This is a genomic window from Nostoc sp. (assembly GCF_036917615.1).
Classification (GTDB): Bacteria; Cyanobacteriota; Cyanobacteriia; order Cyanobacteriales; family Nostocaceae; genus Nostoc.
Genome location: NZ_JBALCZ010000052.1, coordinates 1 through 14,835, shown reverse-complemented (window position 1 = coordinate 14,835; position 14,835 = coordinate 1). Strand labels below are relative to the sequence as shown.

Genomic DNA, 14,835 nt, shown 5'->3' with positions numbered 1-14,835 from the left:
TATTTCTTACCGTATAAAAATGATAAGAATACCATCTAAAAAGAAAAAACTGTTTGCAATGAACAGTTTAGCGGTCAATTCCAGTAAGAAACTAGAATTTTGGTTCCGAATCTCCATCTACCTATTCCCATGAGAATCCTCAAGATCCAGACCTTACGCGGCCCAAACTATTGGAGCATTCGACGCCACAAACTGATCGTCATGCGCCTCGATTTAGAAACCCTTGGCGAGACGCCCTCGAATGAAATCCCTGGTTTTTATGAAGGATTAGTTGAGGCGCTGCCGAGTCTGGAGGGTCACTATTGTTCGCCTGGCTGTCGTGGTGGTTTTCTGATGCGAGTCAAAGAAGGCACGATGATCGGCCATATCGTAGAACACGTAGCCCTAGAACTCCAGGAATTAGCTGGTATGCATGTCGGCTTTGGTCGCACCCGCGAAACTGCCACACCCGGAATTTACCAAGTTGTGATCGAGTACCTGAATGAGGAAGCGGGACGTTACGCTGGACGAGCAGCAGTGCGACTGTGCCAGAGTATCGTTGATCGCGGCCGTTATCCCAAGGCAGAACTAGAGCAAGATATCCAAGATCTAAAAGAGTTTACCCGTGATGCTTCTTTAGGCCCTTCGACTGAAGCGATCGTCAAGGAAGCAGAAAAAAGAGGTATTCCCTGGATGTCTCTGGAAGCCCGCTTTTTGATTCAGCTAGGCTACGGGGTGAATCAGAAGCGGATGCAGGCCACAATGACAGACAACACCAGCATTCTGGGCGTAGAACTAGCTTGCGATAAAGAAGCCACTAAACGCATCCTCGCTGCCGCTGGTGCGCCAGTACCTAGAGGTACAGTGATCAACTTCTTAGATGATTTGGAACAAGCCATTGAATATGTTGGCGGCTATCCGATCGTCATCAAGCCCCTGGATGGCAATCATGGACGTGGGATCACCATTGATATCAGAACTTGGGAAGAATCTGAAGCCGGATACGAAGCTGCCAGACAGGTTTCTCGGTCAATTATTGTCGAAAGATATTATGTTGGACGCGACCACAGGGTACTGGTGGTAAATGGCAAAGTAGTAGCAGTAGCCGAACGCGTCCCGGCTCATGTGATTGGCAACGGTAGATCCACCATTGCCGAACTGATTGAAGAAACAAACCTTGACCCAAATCGCGGTGAAGGACATGATAACGTCCTAACGAAGATTGAACTAGACCGCACCAGCTACCAGCTGCTAGAAAGGCAAGGCTATACCCTAAATAGCGTCCCACCCAAAGGAACCCTTTGTTATCTTAGAGCAACGGCAAACTTAAGTACAGGTGGTAGTGCCGTAGACCGTACCGATGAAATTCACCCAGAAAATCTTTGGTTGGCACAACGAGTAGTCAAGATTATCGGTTTGGATATCGCCGGACTCGATATCGTCACCACGGATATTAGTCGTCCGCTGCGGGAAGTGGATGGCGTGATTGTCGAAGTTAACGCCGCTCCCGGCTTCCGGATGCACGTTGCTCCAAGCGTTGGTATCCCCCGCAATGTCGCCGGCGCAGTGATGGATATGCTGTTTCCCAACGAGCAATCTAGCCAAATTCCGATCCTCAGCGTCACTGGTACTAATGGTAAAACTACTACTACCCGACTACTAGCACATATTTATAAACAGACTGGTAAGGTAGTAGGATATACTACTACGGATGGAACATATATCGGTGATTACTTAGTGGAAGCTGGCGATAACACAGGCCCCCAAAGTGCCCACCTCATCCTCCAAGATCCCACAGTGGAAGTAGCGGTACTGGAAACGGCTCGCGGTGGTATTCTCCGCTCTGGATTGGGCTTTGAAGCCGCAAATGTGGGGGTGGTATTGAATGTAGCCTCTGACCACTTAGGAATAGGCGATATAGATACCATTGAGCAGTTAGCTAACCTCAAGAGCGTAGTAGCGGAAGCTGTATTCCCTGATGGCTATGCGGTACTTAACGCCGACGATCGCCGCGTCGCCGCTATGTCAGAAAAAACTAAGGCTAATATTGCTTACTTCACAATGAACACCGACTCGGAATTAGTGCGAAAGCACATCCAAAAGGGCGGAGTAGCAGCAGTATATGAAAATGGCTATTTGTCAATTGTTAAAGGTGATTGGACACATCGTATAGAAAGAGCAGAAAATATACCTTTAACAATGGGCGGACGCGCACTGTTTATGATTGCCAACGCTTTAGCTGCAAGTTTGGCAGCATTCGTGCAAAACGTCACAATTGAGCAGATTCGGGCTGGTTTGAGGACTTTCCGGGCTTCAGTTAGTCAAACGCCAGGACGAATGAATTTATTTAATTTAGGAAACTACCACGCTTTGGTAGACTATGCCCACAACCCAGCCAGTTACGAAGCTGTAGGTTCCTTTGTTCGGAACTGGACTACAGGACAACGGATTGGCGTAATTGGTGGCCCAGGCGATCGCCGCGACGAAGACTTTGTTACTTTGGGCAAATTAGCAGCGCAAATTTTTGACTACATCATCGTCAAAGAAGACGATGACACACGGGGACGCCAACGGGGTTCAGCCGCCCAGTTGATTATTCAAGGCATCACCCAAGTTAAGCCTGATAGCCGCTATGAATCAATTCTGGATGAAACCCAAGCGATAAATAAAGGCTTAGACATGGCTCCTAATAACAGTCTGGTGGTAATTTTACCAGAAAGCGTCACTCGCGCTATTAAGTTAATTAGGGCGCGTGGTGTAGTGAAAGAAGAGACACATCAACCAAATCCTGGCACAACTGCCATCGATTCCCAAAATGGGATCGCACCTTCTTCTGTTGTTAATACACTCCTGTAGTCAAAAGTCAAGAGTTCAAAGTTCAGCATCTAAAAGTTTTTCACTTTTGACCCTGGACTATTGTTTTTCTGGTTCCGAATTGGTTTCGTCACTGGGAGTTTTCATCTCCTCCTTAAAACCTCGTAGGGTTTTGCCCAGTGCGGTTCCCAGTTCGGGAATTTTTTTAGGGCCAAAAATTAGAACAGCGACTATGGTAATTACAGCGATTTCTGGCCATCCCAGTCCAAACATATAAATTTCCTCTAAGGCATCTTTAATTAAATATAGACATTGATGGCTCAAATCAGATGAGTTAGCCACTGATAAGCGCTCGACCCTCTTGCAAAAACAAAGTATAAATAAAATTAATAATACTTTGCATTTTTACTTATATAAATACCGATATTGCCAAAGAAATATCTCAAATGTTATCATCTATTTCTTCTTCAATAGCTTCAGCCATCAAATCTTCTTCCTGTTCAATTTCATTTAACTCTTCATCAGACACGTCGAGTTCTTTCTTCGCAAAAACTCGCCTAGCCTTTCTATCGAAAATTTCAACAATATTCGTCTTATCCCTTTTAATTGCTTCAATCTCATCTTTTTGTAGCAAAATCATATAATAGCGGGATACTTCCATCATTCTGTAAGCATATTGATAAGCATCCCTTGTAAACTCACCAGTTGTTACAACCATTACCACGTCTGCCCCTGTAACAAATGTCAGCCCAATTTCTTTGGCTAAAACATCAATATCAACCTTATTTGTGTTTTTGCATTGAATCTGCCACCGACTATAAACAAACCTGTCTGAAGCTGCCAGAACATCTACTTCCCCTTTACCATTTTCTCGACTCCGCCATTTTGTAAAACGTAGACTGGTTAGGCGTATCATCCAGACAGCCAGAAGCTCTAACGCTTTGCCTTTAATATGTTTATCTGGATGATTTAATTCATTTACAACATCATCAAAGGTACGGTTGAGTTCAATTTCCGAAAGCCTTGTTTCATTGGCGATGGATTTTAGAAGGGGTGCTAATAATTCAGACTGGGCTTTGCTGGTTAATCTGACTTTATTCGGTTTAGCTCCTCTGCCACCTGTGGTTTTTTCTGTTTCTATTAAACCGAGAGTTGCAAGAGGTTCAATAACATCCTTGACTAAATTTTTAGTTGTGAGTCTTAATTTATAAATACTTCTGGTATGCTGGGCAACTTTATTAGCTGGTATAAGTTCTTTAACATCAAGATTCAACAGACTCAGCAGAAAATGTTTTTGTCCGGGAGTCAGGGTATAAAGCTCGTCGATAAAATCTTTATTGATACCTAGAATTTCGGAAACAACATCCCAGTTTATTTCGTATTCCCGTTCAAAAACACCTGCCAAGGACAACCAACTTCTCATGGTACTTGTGTAAATAGCGTTGGGCGATATGGCATATCCCCTTTCTTGTAATTCATAAGCTATCGACTCTAACTGTGGTTCTTCTCCTCTGGAATTAATTGCGTCGATAGCTTTTAATAAAGCCATGCCTGATAGATTATTTAATATGTGATCCGCAAACCGTCGATTTACAAAAAAAGCATTGCTCGACTTCGATAAAATTTCCTCAACAAGAGGGGTAATTTTATATTGACGTGGCTGTTCAAAATCCTCAATTAGCTGATAGGCTCTGAGGGATAAAAAACAATTCATTGCCAATTTGCTGATATTTTCTGAAGCTAGCGTGGATGATGCTCGTTTAGAATGTTGGGAAAAATAACGTTGGGCAATATTGGCTTCTAGTATGTCCCGACTTGGTTGACACTCTTTACATAATTCCAGAATTTCAACTAAAGAGAATTTTGCTGGCTCAAACTGATGTCCATAAGTAAACCTTTTTAATTTATTAGACTCCATTCTGCAATTTCCTTAAAACATCTGATAGTTTGAGCGCCTTCTTTAAAACAGTCCTAACTGTACTGAGTGCTTATTCTCAGCATTTTCTATGGCTATTGCTGGTAAATCTGCTGGAGGTTCAACAACCAAAGGAGCATTTTCTTCAAATCTCAGTTTTGAGCTTTTGATGTAGTTTTCATCAATCTCAAAAGCTAACCAGCGTCTTTGTAAAGTTTCTGCAACTCGACCTGTCATATTAGAACCAGCAAAAGGTTCTAATACAATATCACCTGGTTCTGTACAAAGGTTGATAACAAACTCTGGTAAAGCTTGAGGAAATCTTGCCGGGTGCGGCTTAAAACCTTCTTGTTTGCAACGCCTTTGGTAATAATCGTTGGAAGCAGTATTTGAGGCAGAAATCAAATTTACGGGCTGGACTAAATCTTCAAATAAAGTTTCTTTTATAAGAGTCTGTTGCCCTATTTCTTCTTTGTCTATACTACAACGTCCATCAATAATATTCGGGGGGATAGCTCCTCCTATGTCTTTCCCGAATTTATCAGAAATATCATGCCCTGATGGCCTAACTTTGGGTTTATAGCCATTCTTCAAAAGGTTTTTCATTGCATCACTATAAGGCTTTAAAACCCTTCTATTATTAGCTTTAGGATGCGGTTCTTTTGACAGCCACCAAATTGTATTTACCGAATCTTTAACTCTTTCCCTACGAACTGTTACCCATTCGGCAGGGGTGGGTAGTTTTGCTGGATTATACCAATATAATTCTTGTGCCAGATAAAATCCCAGTCCACCTTTTTCTTTTGCTTTGCACAAAGCAACAACCAGTTCAAAATGATAAAGAGAACGAACTGGCATCCCCTTAATCCAACTGCCACCAATATCAATAACTAGTGAGCCTGTTGGTTTAAGAATACGGTAAAACTGTGCCGCATAATCTTTAAACCATTCAACATATTCATCAGCATCAACATTTCCGTATTCTTTTTTACGAACCAGTGCAAATGGTGGAGAGGTACAAATTAGATCGATACTTTCATCGGGAATATATGTCATTAAATCTAGGCTGTTTCCCAAATAAGCAGCACCAAATTTTGTTTCGTAGTAAGGGTTACAATTAAGTCTCATCTAAACTTTGTTAGTACAGTTGTACGTATAAAGACAGTATCATCCATCAAAGCATAAGTTTTCCAACTGTTAGCTATTTTTTTTGATTAATTTGCTGGATGAATAGGGCAATGTGCCAAAAATCTGTATTCATAATAGTACTTATGTTCTGTACTTAGTATGATCAAGATTGAATTAGACACCTTGAACAAAGCGATCGCTTGCTCAACTAACTTCCCATTGGATTGGTGATTGGCAAACCTAACCATTGACTTAATTCATGAGCTAACCATTCAAGTTCTACTTCGGATTTAATACCGATATCGTTTCCACTAATCTGATATTTTTGCAATCCTGAGCAAATATATAATTGTGCTGGAACGGCAATTCTAGTGCCTTGAGAGCCTTTAGTAAAGTGTTTTGGAATGTAAACCAACTTATTAATACTTTGCCTTCGAGATGGACGGGGACGCTCAAACTTCCAACTAAACAACTCCCAGCTTAGGGCAATTTGTTCTGCATTCAGGCGTAAGCAGATGCGTCCAAACAAACTAAAGAAAAATTTATACACCATCCGAAAGCCAGCAATCCAAAAAGGAAGTGAGAATAAGGCAATGGGAATGTTGGTAGAAAAAGGGGCCGAGAGAACGCTAATTGTCCAAAGCAGGATAAATGAATTCCAGGCGATCGCAAATACACCTGTGAATACTATTGATGGATGGAAACCAGTCGGTGGAATGAGAATTTCTAGAGAATCCCAATTTTTGGTTAGTTGAATTTTACTCCCGTCTGGTTTGCTGCCAACTAAAGCAGGTAATGTCGATTGTGGTTTCTCTAAGGCTGCGTAGGCGGAGCCCGTCGTAGACATCGCACCAGCAGCAGAACTAAAACGCCCTTCTAAACTGGGTTCTATCATCCACTTTAGCCAATTGGTAAAGCTGGGACTCAGATTAGCCGCTTGTTCAAACTGAATGCGAAAATCCTTTTGCGGTAAATCGGCTGGGTGATTACCCGTCATTAAATAAATTAAGGTTGCGCCTAAACTATAAAGGTCAGATGCTGCAACAGTACGTCCACCAAATTGCTCTGGTGGCATATAGCCATAGGTTCCCACCACAGTTCTTGTCCCGCTTTCTGTGGCGAGGACTGTCTGAACTGAGCCAAAATCTACCAAATAAACTTGACCAACATTATTACCAGAACGCTCCCCCAATAAAATATTGCTAGGCTTAATATCACGGTGAATTACAGGCGGATACAGCCCATGTAGGTAAATAAGAATCTCTAAAAGCGCTTTGGCTATCTGTTTGACTTCAGGTTCTGTAAAAGTTCGCCCACCTTGTAAATATTGTTCTAAAGTTTTTGCTGGGATATAAGTTTGTACTAGGGCAAATCCTTTGATGGTTGGTAAATTTACCTCAAAATAGTTTAAATACTGAGGAATTAAGGGATGTGACAAAGATTTTAAAGTTTCAGCTTCCCGTTCAAACAGCTTGAGTGAATCCCATTCAAAATCATCACCAAAAGAGAGTAACTTGATGACAACTAATTCCTGAGTTTGCAAATCACGAGCTAACAAAGTCCGCCGCCCTGCTTTTTTTCCTAGTAGCTGCTGAACTTCGTAGCGTTCGCCTAATATTTCGCCAATCATTATGGTTTCTTATAATGCTAGGTTTGAAAAGTTTTTAGAACTTATAGCTTTTCAATTTGGCAAATCCATATCTTTAGTATAATTGCGTAGTTCTATGCCCTCCCAACTTTGGCCTTATATTACCCCTGGTATTCCCGATGATTTATTCGAGCACTTGCCAGGAATTCCCCTGAGCCAGCGAGAAGTCCGACTACTGTTAATTGCCCAACTGCGATTAAAATCAGATTCTGTGTTGTGGGATATTGGCGCAGGGACAGGTACAATTCCGGTAGAGGTGGGGCTATTGTGTCCAGGCGGAAAGATTATCGCTATAGAAAGGGATGAAGAAGTAGCTAATCTGATCAAGCGTAACTGCGATCGCTTTGAGGTGAAAAACGTTGAAGTAATTGAAGGTAGCGCCCCAGAGTGTTTACATGATCTTAAGATTACTCCTCACCGCATTTGTATCGAGGGAGGACGACCCATTCAGGAAATTCTGCAAGCAGCTTGGCATTATTTACCACCATCCGGTCGGGTTGTAGCCACAGCGGCTAATCTAGAAAGCTTGTATGCTATTTCCCAGAGCTTTTCCTTGTTAAGAGCTAGAAATATCGAAGTTGTCCAGTCTGCGGTTAACCGCTTAGAGACACGCGGCTTTTCTCAAACCTTTACCGCCGTTGATCCCATTTTTATCCTCAGTGGTGAGAAACTAGACTAAATCCAAAATACTTCTATGCCTTGGTCTCGGATTATTAGTGGAATTGTTGCGATCGCTCTTGCTCTTTGTGTGACCCTTTTGGGGGGTTGGTACTTTACCATCATCTTTGCAGTTATCATCTTTTTGGGTCAACAGGAATATTTTAATTTGGTGCGAGCCAGAGGTATCGCTCCTGCCGCTAAAACCACTATGGCTGTCAGCCAAGTTTTGCTGGTAATTTGTACCCTTGATGGCAGTTTAGCTGACGCTGTAATGCCAATTGCTGGCACACTTATTTGTTTTTACCTGCTGTTTCAGCCCAAATTTGCCACGATCGCTGATGTTTCCGCTTCTATTATGGGGCTATTTTACGTAGGTTATTTACCGAGTTACTGGGTGCGGTTACGAGCGATTGATAGTGCTGCTTTTAGTAATCTTCCTTTCGGAGGTTACTGGCCCATAACCTGGACAGATTTCTGGGAAAAGGCAAATTCGGCGTCTTTACCACAAGGTTTTACAGCAACACTGCTGACTTTTTTGTGTATTTGGGCAGCTGATATCGGTGCTTACACCATTGGTAAATTCTTTGGTAAAACCCGTTTATCTGAAATTAGCCCTAAAAAAACTGTAGAAGGTGCTGTCTTTGGCATTACTTCAAGTGTTGCCGTAGCCATAGCAGGAGCCTATTATCTCCACTTGCCCAGATCTCTCTTCACTGGTTTAGCATTGGGTTTGCTGATTGGCATTGCTAGTCTTTTAGGGGATCTTACCGAATCTATGCTCAAGCGGGATGCTGGAGTCAAAGATTCTGGACAGTTAATCCCCGGTCACGGTGGTATTTTAGACCGTACCGATAGTTATATTTTCACAGCTCCTTTGGTTTACTATTTCGTAACCCTACTTTTGCCGCTGATAACAGATAGATGAGTTGCGCATGGGGCACTTGTATTGAGCGTAGTTATTGGCGTAGCCTCTCGTAGAGAAGTATTGGGCACTTGTACTGAGCGTAGTCGTTGGCGCAGCCTCTCGTAGAGAAGTATTGTGCATTGGGGATGGGGAATAGGGGATGAGTCTTTTTTACTCGCCGACGAGTCTTTGATACTCGTGAATGAGTCTTTTTTACTCGCCGACGAGTCTTTGAACTCCGTTAATGAGTCTTTGACACTCCATCCACTCCTCTGTCTCCCTGCCCCCTGCCCTTATTTCGAGAAGCGTTATATTATTTAAGATAAGTAATTGGTATTTTTAGTTTTTAATTTTTAATCATCAAGGGTTAACGTTAATCCGCCCACGACACACCAGCTTGCCTGGGATCAGTGTTAGTTCTTGGATATCGACATCTGAGCCAAGATCCAGATTGTACTGATGATTGTCCTCTAATATATCTCCCTGGTCGGGCTTGATTAGAATATGTGCCACTTGCAACTCATGCCCACTGAGTAACTGTAAGCCAAGACAAATCTCTAGAGGTGTTGTTTCACTATTGGTTACTCTCACGCCTCGCAGTATAATTTGGTTGTTCTCAAGGAGAATTTCTTGCCAATTAATTGATTGTGACTTTGGGTAATGTGTTGGTAAAACCTTAACCAGTAGATCGCTCAAAGCAGTCGATAATAAGTCAGATGAGAGAGAAGCATTAAGATCCTTCTCGTCTATGATTAAATCGCCAACCACTGGTACTGTTTCTAACAGTCGCAGTGACTGTCCCTTGAGTACCGAGCCGATATTTATCCGAATATTTTCTGCCATTAATTGAATTTGTGTAATCAGGAGACCTTGATAAACTGCATGAGTAGCAAAAATAGATACCGAGGGGATACGCCCAGAGAAAATTTGGCGATCGCTGGCTTTAATCTCCACTTCTAATTCAGATATTTGGCTCACTTGCGCTCTCAACCAGAGCTTTAGTGCTGTTGTGAGTACCTGCGTAATTATGCGGATTTTATTTGTATTTTTTGTTTGGGAATTTTGTGGCATCTAACCAATCTGTTTATAAGTATTTGCTGAACAACCGAACGGAAATTAAACAAGCCTTAAATTTAACATTTATGCCTACTCACTACAAAATCCAAATATCATTTAATTGTTAACAGTAAATAAGCAATTTCCACATGGAGGTACGGGTACAAAAAATTCTCGCTCAATGGGGTATCGCCTCACGTCGTGAAGCCGAAGAAATGATTAGGGACTCACGGGTGCGGATCAATGGGGTATTGGCACATTTAGGTCAAAAAGTTGATCCCGAAAAAGATGCGATCGCTGTGGATGGTAAACCCGTATCCGAAAAGCAGCGTCCGGCTTTAATATATCTATTGCTGCACAAACCACCGGGAGTGGTTTCGACTTGCTACGACCCTCACCGTAGACCAACAGTTCTGGATCTATTACCGAAAAAATTACGAGAGGGTTCAGGTATTCACCCAGTTGGGCGTTTAGATGCAGACTCTACAGGAGCATTAATCCTGACAAATGACGGAGAACTGACATTTGGACTAACCCATCCACGTCACAGTATTTCCAAGACATATCGTGTTTTGGTCAAAGGACATCCTCCAGAACCAGTACTGCAAATGTGGCGTCAGGGTGTGATGTTGGAGGGGAGAAAAACCAGAGCCGCTAAAGTACACCTAATAGAACGTTGTGCCGAGCAAAGCTTTTTAGAAATAGTGTTGCAGGAGGGAAGAAATCGCCAAATTCGCCGGATAGCCCAACAGTTAGGATACCCAGTAATCAAGCTGCATCGGACTGCTATCGGCCCAATTCAATTAGAAACTCCAAAAGAACCTTTTTTGTCAGAGGGTAAATATCGTTCCCTCAAAGATCATGAGATTCACTTTTTACAAGAGCAGATAACGCAACCTATTAAAGATTCAGCGGAGTTAAGGAGTGTCAGTAGGCATGAAATGGCTAAGAAAAAACAATAATCACCAGCCATCACTTTCATTAGAGCAAGAACGAGCCGAAAAGTTGGCAGAATTAGGCGCTCAACTTTGGGCATTGCGTCAAGAACAAGGTTTATCTCTAGAGCAAGTGGTTGTATTAACCAGGATTCCCCGGCGATTATTGCAGGCGATCGAAGAAGGAAATTTAAACGATCTGCCAGAACCAATCTATATTCAGGGTTTGATCAGGCAATTTGCCGAAGCACTAGGCTTGAATGGAGTAGAATTTTCTGGCACTTTTCCGATCAGTTCTGCACGAGTGAACTCCCAATCTATGGGAAATACTTCACCCCTGAATCAACTACGTCCAATTCATCTTTACTTTCTTTACATATTCCTAATTGTATGCTCTGTAAATGGCTTATCTCAGTTATTAAATAATGCTGTATTACAAGCCAATAATAGCCAAAATCAGCCATACCCAAAACAAAAGTCCGTTGTCAAACCAGAAGTAGCTCAACTAAAAAAGTCAGTAAAGGTTCAACCGGTCAGCGATACCCTGAGCGGCGAACAACAGGGACAAGCTGTACAGATTGGTGTCACTTTGAAAGCGTCATCTTGGATTCGCGTAGTAGCTGATGGCAAAACCGAGTTTGAGGGGATTTTGCCAGAGGGAACTCACCGGATTTGGAAAGCCCAAAAGCAATTGACAGTGAAAACTGATAATGCTGGTGGTGTGTTGATGAGCGTCAATCAACAGAAAGCCAAGGAGATGGGAGAGCCTGGGAAAGAAGAAGAAGTTAAGATTGCTGCTAAACCTAAGTTTTGAGATGAGGGAAATGAGGGAGCAGGGGGAGATGATGGGGATGAGGAGTATAAGGAGGACAGAAGGCATTTACTCCTCTCTCTGGCTTGTCTTCCCCGTCTCCCCCTGCTCCCCCTGCTTTCTTATCTCCTCACTGGGCTTGCGGGGCGCGTCCATTAAGTCTGGTAAGAACTTTTAAGCGATCGCCTAATTCCTCTGTCAACGCTCCTGGTTGATAGCGCCACTCCCAGTTACCCTCAGGAATACTGGGAAAATTCATCCGCGCTTGGTTCCCTAATCCCAAAATATCTTGCAAGGGAATAATCGCTTGGTTGGCTATAGAACTCAAAGCTAGGCGAATTAAATCCCAGTGGATGCCATCAGGGCTGATAGAACCTAAATAAAGCAACAAGTTTTGCTTTTCTTGGTCGTCAGCTGTATCGAACCAGCCTATAGTTGTATCATTATCGTGAGTCCCGGTATAAACTACAGAATTGCGCGGATAATTAAATGGTAAAAATGGATTAGCGGCATCAGCACTAAAGGCAAATTGCAAAATTTTCATCCCCGGAAATTCATACTTGTCTCGCAGCGCTTCTACCCCTGGTGTAATTACTCCCAAATCTTCTGCTAAGACGGGTAGCTTGCCCAACTTTTGCCTAATCACTTCAAAAAAAGCATCTCCAGGCGCTTCCACCCATTTACCATTAATGGCAGTTTCTTCACCTTGAGGCACAGCCCAATAAGCCTCGAAGCCCCGGAAGTGGTCAATGCGAATTATATCTACATAATCCAGCATTGCCTCAAAGCGCTGTACCCACCACTTAAAGTCTTGTTTTTGCAATTCCTCCCAGTTGTAAACTGGGTTGCCCCACAATTGACCGGTGGCGCTAAAGTAATCTGGTGGGACTCCTGCCATTTGGGCGGCAGCTCCTGTCTGTTCATCTAGACAAAAGATGTTGGGATGCGCCCACACATCAGCGCTATCATGAGCTACGTAGATGGGGATATCACCGATAATGTCAATCCCGCGCATGTTGGCGTAGCTTTTAAGCTCTGACCACTGGCGGAAAAACTCAAATTGGACAAACTTGTAATAAGAAATCTCTCCATTGAGCCGCTCCTGTACTTCCTCCATTGCTTGTGGATCACGCTTTACAAGTTCTGAGGGCCATGTGTGCCAGTTTGCATTCTCGTTGGCATCTTTCAACGCCATAAATAAGGCATAATTATCTAGCCAATAGGCTTTGCTGTCGCAAAAACCTTCAAACTCTTTTTGTAGGATGGGTGTGGCATTGGCTCTAAAATGTTCATAGGCTTTTTTGAGTAGCCCAATCTTAACCGGCACAACCTCCTTGAAATCTACCTTTTCTTCCAAAAATCCTGGTAAATTAGCAAAGTCTTCTTCTGTTAGCAAACCCTCATCTCGCAGTTTTTCTGGGCTAATCAGCAGGGGATTTCCCGCCATTGCCGAGTAGCACATATACGGGGAATTACCGTATGCAGTGGGGCCCAAAGGTAAAACTTGCCAATATTGTTGATGGCTTTCTTTGAGAAAATCAATAAAGCGATAGGCTTCTAAGCCTAAATCGCCAATGCCAAATCGACTGGGAAAAGATGTGGGATGCAGCAAAATGCCACTTGATCTAGGAAAAGGCATATTTAACCTGAATTATGAGAGGGAGCGATTGTCTGAACGACACGCTACGCGATCGCATCGAATCTATCACAAAACAGCATTTGTAGGGTAAATCAAGTAAACTCATGTTGTTTGTCCTTTGTCATTTGTCCTTGACTAATGACTAATGACCAATGACTAATGACTAATGACTAATGACTATGACTTACCGAAATCCTACACCGACAGTTGATATCATCATTGAACTTGTAAATCGACCTCATCGGCCAATAGTGTTAATTGAAAGACATAATCTACCCTTAGGTTGGGCTATTCCTGGTGGTTTTGTGGATTATGGAGAAGCAGTAGAAGTGGCGGCCCGGCGCGAAGCTCAGGAAGAAACGGGTTTGCAGGTGGAGTTAGTTGAACAATTACTAGTGTATTCTGACCCCAATCGCGATCCGCGTCAGCATACGATTAGCATTGTATTTTTAGCAACAGCGACGGGGGAACCTGTGGCTGGGGATGATGCTAAGGGTATAGGCATTTTTGAGTCTTGGTGTGTGCCTGGTAATTTATGTTTTGACCACGATCGCATTTTGCAGGATTATTGGCGATATCGGCATTATGGGATACGTCCGAGGTTGGGGTAGGAGGGACGAACCGCAGAGGCGCAGAGAGCGCAGAGAGAAGAGGGGAGAGGAATACTTGTGACACAAAGTTTTTGTGATTATACTGTGTCAGTGGTATTTAAAGGTGCATTATGGATGTTGAAGAACTGTTGGATAAATACGCCGCAGGACAACGGAAGTTTCATTCAGAAAATTTGAGAGGAGTAGACCTCAAAGGTGCAAATCTGAGTGGGATAGACCTAACAAGTGCAGATTTGACAGGAGCAGATTTGAATGATGCAAACCTTAGCAAAGCAATACTTCAAAGTACAAATCTTACTAGGGCATCTCTGATAAGCACAAACTTAAGTGGTTTGGTAGAAAGTTCTAGTTTAAATTTGAGTTGGGCAGATTTGAGTAGTGCTGACTTGAGTAAAGCAACCCTAAATAGCGCTAAATTGAGTAACGCAAACCTAGATAATGCCAACTTGACTGGAGCAAACTTGAGTAACGCTAAATTGAGTAACGCAAACCTAGATAATGCCAACTTGACTGGAGCAAACTTGAGTAGCGTTAACTTTAGTAATGCCAACCTAGATAATGCCAATTTGAGCGACGCTACACTCAGTTCTGCAAACTTAACCGAAGCATCCTTGAATGAGGCAAAAGTCGTTAGAGCTAACCTAAGAGCTGATTCGTAAAGAAAATCTAAAGAGAATTAAGTCTCGCTTTACTCAGGTTATAGGCTAAACCGAGAGCAGTTATGTTATTGTCGAT

Annotated in this window: 13 protein-coding genes; 7 read left to right on the top strand and 6 right to left on the bottom strand. The window is 42.8% G+C overall.

Annotated features, from left to right (window positions below; translation table 11 throughout):
- Window positions 1-129: 129 nt before the first annotated feature.
- Window positions 130-2,835, top strand: coding sequence for a cyanophycin synthetase (gene cphA / locus V7K85_RS17265; RefSeq protein ID WP_334814865.1), 2,706 nt, complete (start codon window positions 130-132; stop codon window positions 2,833-2,835).
- A 57-nt stretch (window positions 2,836-2,892) separates the two neighbouring features.
- Here the strand turns inward: cphA and tatA are convergent, their stop codons facing one another.
- The 4 genes from tatA to V7K85_RS17245 form a co-directional block, all read right to left on the bottom strand.
- The gene (tatA, locus tag V7K85_RS17260; RefSeq protein WP_334814984.1) at window positions 2,893-3,066 is read right to left on the bottom strand and encodes a twin-arginine translocase TatA/TatE family subunit; all 174 of its coding nucleotides are present in this window, start codon (window positions 3,064-3,066) and stop codon (window positions 2,893-2,895) included.
- A 169-nt stretch (window positions 3,067-3,235) separates the two neighbouring features.
- Entirely contained in the window at window positions 3,236-4,711 is a 1,476-nt protein-coding gene (locus tag V7K85_RS17255) for a restriction endonuclease (protein ID WP_334814863.1), read from the bottom strand.
- Window positions 4,712-4,753: 42 nt separating this feature from the next.
- Window positions 4,754-5,836 (bottom strand): DNA-methyltransferase, encoded by a 1,083-nt coding sequence (locus V7K85_RS17250; protein ID WP_334814861.1) that lies wholly within the window; start codon window positions 5,834-5,836, stop codon window positions 4,754-4,756.
- Between the two features lie 208 nt (window positions 5,837-6,044).
- Window positions 6,045-7,466, bottom strand: a complete 1,422-nt coding sequence (locus V7K85_RS17245; protein WP_334814859.1) for a serine/threonine protein kinase — start codon at window positions 7,464-7,466, stop codon at window positions 6,045-6,047.
- 94 nt (window positions 7,467-7,560) lie between these two features.
- Here V7K85_RS17245 and cbiT point away from each other — a divergent pair, with 94 nt between their 5' ends.
- A complete protein-coding gene (gene cbiT / locus V7K85_RS17240; protein WP_334797975.1) occupies window positions 7,561-8,163 on the top strand; it encodes a precorrin-6Y C5,15-methyltransferase subunit CbiT in 603 nt (200 codons plus the stop codon).
- Window positions 8,164-8,178: 15 nt separating this feature from the next.
- Window positions 8,179-9,069, top strand: coding sequence for a phosphatidate cytidylyltransferase (locus tag V7K85_RS17235; RefSeq protein WP_334797976.1), 891 nt, complete (start codon window positions 8,179-8,181; stop codon window positions 9,067-9,069).
- Between the two features lie 339 nt (window positions 9,070-9,408).
- Here V7K85_RS17235 and V7K85_RS17230 read toward each other — a convergent pair whose 3' ends face one another.
- Window positions 9,409-10,119 (bottom strand): LmeA family phospholipid-binding protein, encoded by a 711-nt coding sequence (locus V7K85_RS17230; protein ID WP_334814857.1) that lies wholly within the window; start codon window positions 10,117-10,119, stop codon window positions 9,409-9,411.
- A 134-nt stretch (window positions 10,120-10,253) separates the two neighbouring features.
- Here V7K85_RS17230 and V7K85_RS17225 point away from each other — a divergent pair, with 134 nt between their 5' ends.
- Window positions 10,254-11,066, top strand: coding sequence for a pseudouridine synthase (locus tag V7K85_RS17225; RefSeq protein ID WP_334814855.1), 813 nt, complete (start codon window positions 10,254-10,256; stop codon window positions 11,064-11,066).
- Entirely contained in the window at window positions 11,041-11,853 is an 813-nt protein-coding gene (locus V7K85_RS17220) for a helix-turn-helix domain-containing protein (RefSeq protein ID WP_334814854.1), read from the top strand. The genes V7K85_RS17225 and V7K85_RS17220 overlap by 26 nt, the downstream gene beginning before the upstream one ends.
- A gap of 127 nt (window positions 11,854-11,980) precedes the next feature.
- Here the strand turns inward: V7K85_RS17220 and malQ are convergent, their stop codons facing one another.
- Entirely contained in the window at window positions 11,981-13,489 is a 1,509-nt protein-coding gene (gene malQ / locus V7K85_RS17215; RefSeq protein ID WP_334814853.1) for a 4-alpha-glucanotransferase, read from the bottom strand.
- A 179-nt stretch (window positions 13,490-13,668) separates the two neighbouring features.
- On the opposite strand from malQ, the gene V7K85_RS17210 reads away from it, so the two are divergent.
- Window positions 13,669-14,100, top strand: coding sequence for an NUDIX hydrolase (locus V7K85_RS17210; RefSeq protein WP_334814982.1), 432 nt, complete (start codon window positions 13,669-13,671; stop codon window positions 14,098-14,100).
- A gap of 110 nt (window positions 14,101-14,210) precedes the next feature.
- Window positions 14,211-14,759: a pentapeptide repeat-containing protein gene (locus tag V7K85_RS17205; protein ID WP_334814851.1), complete on the top strand. Its 549-nt coding sequence runs from the start codon at window positions 14,211-14,213 to the stop codon at window positions 14,757-14,759.
- Window positions 14,760-14,835 lie beyond the last annotated feature (76 nt).

What these genes read in the sequence shown, in the direction of transcription:
- cphA (WP_334814865.1), top strand. Translation starts at nt 130, where the DNA reads ATGAGAATCCTCAAGATCCAGACCTTACGCGGCCCAAACTATTGGAGC.
- tatA (WP_334814984.1), bottom strand. Translation starts at nt 3,066, where the DNA reads ATGTTTGGACTGGGATGGCCAGAAATCGCTGTAATTACCATAGTCGCT.
- V7K85_RS17255 (WP_334814863.1), bottom strand. Translation starts at nt 4,711, where the DNA reads ATGGAGTCTAATAAATTAAAAAGGTTTACTTATGGACATCAGTTTGAG.
- V7K85_RS17250 (WP_334814861.1), bottom strand. Translation starts at nt 5,836, where the DNA reads ATGAGACTTAATTGTAACCCTTACTACGAAACAAAATTTGGTGCTGCT.
- V7K85_RS17245 (WP_334814859.1), bottom strand. Translation starts at nt 7,466, where the DNA reads ATGATTGGCGAAATATTAGGCGAACGCTACGAAGTTCAGCAGCTACTA.
- cbiT (WP_334797975.1), top strand. Translation starts at nt 7,561, where the DNA reads ATGCCCTCCCAACTTTGGCCTTATATTACCCCTGGTATTCCCGATGAT.
- V7K85_RS17235 (WP_334797976.1), top strand. Translation starts at nt 8,179, where the DNA reads ATGCCTTGGTCTCGGATTATTAGTGGAATTGTTGCGATCGCTCTTGCT.
- V7K85_RS17230 (WP_334814857.1), bottom strand. Translation starts at nt 10,119, where the DNA reads ATGCCACAAAATTCCCAAACAAAAAATACAAATAAAATCCGCATAATT.
- V7K85_RS17225 (WP_334814855.1), top strand. Translation starts at nt 10,254, where the DNA reads ATGGAGGTACGGGTACAAAAAATTCTCGCTCAATGGGGTATCGCCTCA.
- V7K85_RS17220 (WP_334814854.1), top strand. Translation starts at nt 11,041, where the DNA reads ATGAAATGGCTAAGAAAAAACAATAATCACCAGCCATCACTTTCATTA.
- malQ (WP_334814853.1), bottom strand. Translation starts at nt 13,489, where the DNA reads ATGCCTTTTCCTAGATCAAGTGGCATTTTGCTGCATCCCACATCTTTT.
- V7K85_RS17210 (WP_334814982.1), top strand. Translation starts at nt 13,669, where the DNA reads ATGACTTACCGAAATCCTACACCGACAGTTGATATCATCATTGAACTT.
- V7K85_RS17205 (WP_334814851.1), top strand. Translation starts at nt 14,211, where the DNA reads ATGGATGTTGAAGAACTGTTGGATAAATACGCCGCAGGACAACGGAAG.